A 1,211-nucleotide genomic window follows, 5' to 3' on the forward strand; every position below is an offset into this window, starting at 1 on the left:
TATCCTGGCGGTCTTATTTTGATACCCACTTTTCAACCTGTATAAATTTTTCAATGTTCTTTAAAATTTAGCTTGACTTTTTATTTGCAGGCTTGCTTTTTGCCCTGTTTTTTATTACTATAAACTATATACCAACTATATAGTCAACCGGATTTTCAGCTATTTATAAATTTTCACATTGGAGTTCCTGAGCAGTTACATTTTTACACGTTAAAAGGAGAAAGAGGACATGGACCTATCCACCGGAGAACTGGCAAAGATGTTTAACCTGAATAAGCAGACCTTGTTTTATTATGACAGGGAAGGACTTTTAGTCCCGGAGCACAGGGATAAACAGACCGGCTACAGGAAATACAGATTTGAGCAGATCTACAAGCTTGCCCTGATCTGCTACCTGAGAAAAATCGGTTTTTCCATTGACCAGATCCGGGAATATACCCAAAACAGGACCCTGGACATGCGCATCTGTGAGCTGAAGCGGCAGTCACAGGAACTGAGAAAGGCGTATGAGGAGATCCTCAACATTGATGATGTCATCCAGAGAAAGATCTTTTTTGTGGAACATAAGATGCGCAATATGAAGCAGGGAGAAGTGTCCCAAAGATATTACTTAAAACGGGCCTACCTGCCCCTTGGCATGGAGGAATCCATCTATACAAAAGAGGAATTCTATTTTTATCCCACCATTGCATTCTATACGTACAGGGAAGACAGGGACCAATATGAGACCACGTTTGGGGCGTACCTGGAAACCCTGGACCACATTGACCCGGCTGTTGCAGACCAGGTCCGGTATATTGAGGAGCAGAAATTCCTGTGTGTCTGCTGGAAAGGCAGTTATATAGGCATTGGGGCGAAGATAAAAGAACTGAGACAGGAATACGGATATCTGGGGCTATCCTCAGATACCTATAACTTTAATATCGTTGACCAGTTCCTGGAAAAGGACATGGAAGAATATATCACAGAGATCCAAATTCCCATTACCGGGATCAGCTAGGGGAATCAGCCGGAAGATCCGGCTAGGGGAGTCGGTTAGGGAAGCCGGTTGGGGAAGCCGGTTGGGGAAGCCGGTTGGGGGATCAGCCGGAAGATCCGGCCTTCTTCCTCTGCCGCAAAAGTCAAGACCACCGGCTTAGCCGGTGGCTTGTTCTGCCCCTATAAGGGGCTGTTACCTGCTTGCGCCCGGAAGGCGCACTGAAAAGTCTGCC

General features: G+C 45.7%; 1 protein-coding gene. It reads left to right on the forward strand.

All coding sequences use genetic code 11. The features are described 5' to 3' along the window. Positions 1-229 precede the first annotated feature (229 nt). Positions 230-1,000, forward strand: coding sequence for a MerR family transcriptional regulator (locus ABID13_RS28595; protein ID WP_007864118.1), 771 nt, complete (start codon positions 230-232; stop codon positions 998-1,000). The last annotated feature ends 211 nt before the right edge of the window (positions 1,001-1,211 follow it).

It is taken from the genome of Enterocloster citroniae, from assembly GCF_040545455.1.
In the GTDB taxonomy this organism is placed as follows: Bacteria; Bacillota; Clostridia; order Lachnospirales; family Lachnospiraceae; genus Enterocloster; species Enterocloster citroniae.

Excerpts from the sequence above, each read along its gene's own strand:
- ABID13_RS28595 (WP_007864118.1), top strand. The coding sequence starts at position 230 with ATGGACCTATCCACCGGAGAACTGGCAAAGATGTTTAACCTGAATAAG.